General features: G+C 28.2%; 3 protein-coding genes and 1 rRNA gene. 1 reads left to right on the top strand and 3 read right to left on the bottom strand.

The genetic code is table 11. The annotated features are described in order from the left end of the window. Positions 1–345: 345 nt before the first annotated feature. Together nrdG and BN899_RS18070 are read right to left on the bottom strand one after the other, a co-directional pair. Positions 346–882: an anaerobic ribonucleoside-triphosphate reductase activating protein gene (gene nrdG / locus BN899_RS18075; RefSeq protein WP_042278406.1), complete on the bottom strand. Its 537-nt coding sequence runs from the start codon at positions 880–882 to the stop codon at positions 346–348. Positions 883–908: 26 nt separating this feature from the next. Next, complete coding sequence (locus BN899_RS18070) at positions 909–3,260, bottom strand: anaerobic ribonucleoside triphosphate reductase (protein WP_042278404.1); 2,352 nt, start codon at positions 3,258–3,260, stop codon at positions 909–911. Between the two features lie 473 nt (positions 3,261–3,733). Between BN899_RS18070 and BN899_RS18065 the strand changes: the two genes are divergently transcribed. After that, complete coding sequence (locus tag BN899_RS18065) at positions 3,734–4,918, top strand: pyridoxal phosphate-dependent aminotransferase (protein ID WP_042278401.1); 1,185 nt, start codon at positions 3,734–3,736, stop codon at positions 4,916–4,918. A 171-nt stretch (positions 4,919–5,089) separates the two neighbouring features. On the opposite strand, the gene rrf is transcribed toward BN899_RS18065, so the two are convergent. Beyond that, positions 5,090–5,175 (bottom strand): 5S ribosomal RNA (gene rrf / locus BN899_RS18060); the annotation flags it as partial.

Raw genomic sequence — 5,175 nt, 5'->3', positions numbered from 1 at the left:
CTACTTGTTTGCCCTCGTCTTAAGGACAAGTATAACTATACCACCTCAAATTCACATCGTCAACAGTTTTTTTAATATTTTTTTTACATAAATTTTAGTTTGAATTTTAACTGTATTATTTATCCACATTATCAACACATTATTCACATTGATTTTTCATTATTTTTAAAAAAATATCCACATTATAAACATAGTTATTAACAAAAAAATATTTTAATTTGTATAAATTAATAATATATAAAATAAGTATATTTCTATTTTATATATTATTAATGAACATAAAAAATAGCGTAAACAACTTGTTTTAAGTCATTTACACTATTTTTATTTATATTAAAAAGATTTTTATTTAGCTGCAGATAAATCTTCCATGTATTCTTCAGCTAAAATAATTTGCTTATATTTTAAGCTTCTTTGCACATTTATTATCCTCTGATTAGATGATCCTCTAAATTTTAAACTTATATCTTTTCTGTCTTCCATAAACTTACCATCTACTAATATATCTATTTGCTTCAATAAGTTTAAATTTTTGAAGTATGAAGGATTCTTTTTATTTAATAATTGCTCAAATGTAAATCCTGTATAAGACCATACATCCAATTTATTATCCTTAGCTTCTTTAGCTATTTCTTCTAGAGCTTCTGGTTGTAAAAATGGTTCTCCTCCTGATAAGGTTATGCCCCTTTGTAATTTTAGAGACTTTATCTTATCAATAATATCCTTAGTATCTACCTCAAATCCTCCACACAAATCATGAGTTTGTGGATTATGGCAACTCTTACAATTATGAATACATCCTTGTGTCCATACTACCATTCTAAGACCAGGACCATCTACTATACTATCAAAAGTTGTAGGAGATGATATTCTTATTTTCATAATCCATTTCCCCTTTATCCTTTATATTATTTATGCTTAACTCTGTCACGTACTTCAGCTTGTTTTGCATTATTAAATCTATCTACTGTACCAACTAGGTAACCTGTTATTCGTCTTATTCTTTCAAACTTGATATCACTATCTTCTTCATCTCTCCCACATGCTGGGCATATATTACTTTCTATAACACCTGAGAATCCACATATAGGATCTCTATCTACAGGATGATTTACACTTCCGTATCCTATCCCTTGTTCTTTCATAGCCTTTATAATAGTCTCAAAAGCTTCTAAGTTATCAGATGGATTACCATCTAACTCTATATACGTTATATGACCTGCATTAGTAAGTTCATGATAAGGAGCTTCTATTCTTATCTTATCAAAAGCACTTAATTTATGATAAACCGGAACATGGAATGAATTAGTATAGTATTCTTTATCCGTAATTCCCTTTATCTCTCCATAAGCTTTTTTATCTATTCTTGTAAATCTTCCTGAAAGACCTTCAGCAGGTGTCGCTATAATAGAGAAGTTTAAATTATACTTTTCACTAGCTTCTTCCATTTTTTCTCTCATGTGAGATACTATTTTAAGCCCTAATTCTTGAGCTTCTTCGCTTTCACCATGATGTTTTCCTATAAGACCCAATAAACATTCAGCTAGACCTATAAATCCTATAGTTAATGTACCTTGTTTTATAACTTCTGATAACTTATCCTCTGGTCCAAGTTGATCCGACCCTTGCCATACACCTTGACCCATTAAGAATGGGAAGTTTTTCATTCTCTTATTACCCTGTACTTCCATTCTTTCTAATAATTGATCTGTAACTAAATCTATCTTTTGATCTAATTCATTAAAGAACTCTTCTATGTTAGCTTCTTTATTATTTACCATTCCATGTTTTATTCCTAATCTAGGAAGGTTTATTGTAGTGAATGATAAATTACCTCTACCACTAACTATTTCTTCTCCACATACATTTCCAAGAACTCTCGTTCTACATCCCATGTAAGTAGCTTCTGTTTCTGGATGTCCTTCTTTATAATATTGAGCATTGAATGGAGCATCTAAGAAACTAAAGTTAGGGAATAGTCTTTTTGCTGAAACCTTACACGCTAATTTAAATAAATCATAGTTAGGGTCTTCAGGGTTTAAACTAACTCCTTCTTTTACCTTAAATATTTGTATAGGGAATATAGGCGTTTCTCCATTTCCTAATCCTCTTTCTAATGATAATAATATATTCTTTGTTACCATTCTTCCTTCTTCAGATGTATCTGTTCCATAGTTTATACTAGAGAATGGAACTTGTGCTCCTGCTCTAGAATGCATTGTATTTAGGTTGTGAATAAATGCCTCCATAGCTTGATACGTTCTCTTATCAGTTTCTTTAATAGATTCGTCAAAGGCAAATACTTGTATGTTTTTAGCAATTTCTTCAGTTATATCAAATTTAGCTTGTAACTTTTCTCTTTCAACAGATAGATATTTTTCTTCTCTCTTTATACCTACCTTTATTCCTGTTTCTTCTTCTGATTTATAAACTATATCTTTTATTATTCCGTTATCTTCTATGCCTTTAAATAATTTTAAAGCTTTTGATATATTACTTATATAGAATTTCTTAAATGTTTTATATACACCTTCTGCTAATCCATAATCAAAGAAAGGTATACTTTGTCCTCCATGTTGATCATTTTGATTACTTTGTATAGCAATTGCAGCTAGTGCTGAATAACTTATAATATCATTTGGTTCTCTTAAGAATCCATGACCTGTAGAGAAGCCACCTTTAAATAATTTATTAAGATCTATTTGGCAACAAGTTAATGTTCCCATATTTAAAAAGTCCATATCATGTATATGTATATCTCCATTATCATGAGCAAATGAATGTTCTGGGTTTAATAAGTGTGTTTTACAAAATTCTTTAGATACTGTGCTACCATATTGAAGCATAGTACCCATAGCTGTATTTCCATTTATATTAGCATTCTCTCTTTTTATATCTGCATCATTTGCATCAGCGAATGTTATTTCTTCTATGGCTTTCATCAGTCTAGTTTTAGAATTTCTTATTCTACTTCTTTCTGTTCTATATACTATATATTCTTCACTAGTCTTTGCATGTCCTTCTTCTATAAGAACCTTAACAACTGCATTTTGCACGTCCTCTACCCCTGGAACATCATTTATAAATTTAGTATTTAATCTTTTTATTACTTCTTGTGTTAATTCTTCTGATAATTTATAATCTGGTGATTTATGTTCCTTTTCTGCTACATTACTAGCTGCTAAAAATATAGCTCTAGTTATTCTATCTGCATTAAAAGGTATCACTCTTCCGTCTCTTTTTTTAACTAAATTAATCATTCGTAAAATCCCCCTTATTACTATATATTGTAGCACATTTATATGGGCACTACTACATATAGTATATTAAGATTAAAAAAATCCCCTTTAACTTCGTCAAAGGGATTCTCATAATTGCTACTAAATAAGATTACCAAATTTGTACATAATAGTCAAATTAACTGAAATCATTGCAAATGCTATGTGGATAATTTGAACCTCAGCAATTGTAATAGTTTTAAGAATAATAAATATTTTTGTTATTTTTTATATAAATTTTGTCTATAGTCATATATCCATTGGAATTACAATATAATGTAGTTAAAAGCTAAATTAATTTTTTTAGATTTTATTGTAATAAAAGCTTTTAATAACATGTATTGTGGATAACTTTTCTATGCATTTTAGTAATATATAATGTATACATATATAAATAAATACTGTATTTAAATTTTTAATATAATATATAATTTTTAAATATAAAGGGGGATTTTATGTTATCTAATAGAGTTTCATCTATAACACCATCTTATACAATTGGTATAAGCTCTAAAGTATCAGAAATGAAAGCCAGCGGCATTCATGTTTTAGACCTTAGCATTGGGGAGCCTGATTTTAATGTCCCATATGATGCAAAATACAGCGGTATAAATTCTCTTAATAAAAATTTGACTAAATATAATATGGTTCCTGGACTTAAAATTCTTAGAGATGAAATATGTAATAAACTTCTTAATGAAAATAATTGTAATTATTATACAGATGAAATCGTCGTATCTAGTGGAGCAAAACATTGTATAACAAATACTCTACTAGCTTTAACTAATCCAGAAGATGAAATATTATTACCAAAACCTTATTGGGTAAGTTATCCAGAAATTATAAAACTAGTTAATGCTAAACCAATATTTATAGATTCTAAAAAAGAAAATAATTTTAAGATAACACCTAATGATCTTATACCTTATATTACACCTAAAACCAAAGTTCTTATTTTAAATAATCCATCTAATCCAACTGGAGCTATATATACTAAAGAAGAATTAATATCTATAGTAGATTTTTGTATTAAAAATAGCATTTATATACTTGCCGATGAAATCTATGAAAAAATATGCTTTGATAATAATTTTGTATCTGTTGCTTCCATAAGTGAAAGTGCAAAAGATATAACTATAACAGTGAATGGTTTTTCTAAATCTGTAGCCATGACAGGATTAAGATTAGGTTATTCAGCATCAAATAAAACAATAGCAAAGGCTATCAGCACAATACAAGGTCATTTAACATCTCATCCAAGCTTAACAGCACAATATATAGGATATGGTGCTCTAAAAAATTGCTCTAATGATATAAATATAATGGTAAAAGAATATAAATCTAGAAGGGATTTAATTTGTGATAAAATTAATTCTATACCTTATATAGACTATATCTATCCAAATGGAGCATTCTATGTCTTTATAGATTTATCGAGTATATCTAAAAAGTTTAATTTTGAGGAAAGTTTTTCTATCAAATTTTGTGATAGACTTTTAAAGGAATATAGCGTGGCCGTAGTACCAGGAATAGCTTTTGGTATGGATAATTATATTAGAATTTCTTTTGCATGTTCTGATAATATCTTTTTAGAAGGATTAAATAAATTAAATCAATTTATATCAGATATTATGGATTAATAAATATAATCTATCATTTGATTACCTTACTATTCGTATGTTTTAAGATTATTCGATATAAACTATAATTTATTTATAAGCTAAATAAGCGCTAATATTCTTACTAAAAAAGCTGCCAGTAATATTCTACTAGCAGCTTTTTATTTTAGTTATTTAAAAATAAAAAAGATTACGTGGCTACGTCTTACTCTCCCAGGCAGTTGCCCACCAAGTACCATCAGCGCTAAAGAGCTTAACTTCTGTGTTCGGAATGGAAA

The organism is Faecalimicrobium dakarense (assembly GCF_000499525.1).
Lineage (GTDB): Bacteria > Bacillota > Clostridia > Peptostreptococcales > Peptostreptococcaceae > Faecalimicrobium > Faecalimicrobium dakarense.
Note: the sequence above shows the minus strand (reverse complement) of the source record. Positions and strands in the feature narration are given on the sequence as shown.

Bases quoted from the DNA above. Each gene is read 5' to 3' on its own strand.
- nrdG (WP_042278406.1), bottom strand. From the start codon at position 882: ATGAAAATAAGAATATCATCTCCTACAACTTTTGATAGTATAGTAGAT.
- BN899_RS18065 (WP_042278401.1), top strand. From the start codon at position 3,734: ATGTTATCTAATAGAGTTTCATCTATAACACCATCTTATACAATTGGT.
- BN899_RS18070 (WP_042278404.1), bottom strand. From the start codon at position 3,260: ATGATTAATTTAGTTAAAAAAAGAGACGGAAGAGTGATACCTTTTAAT.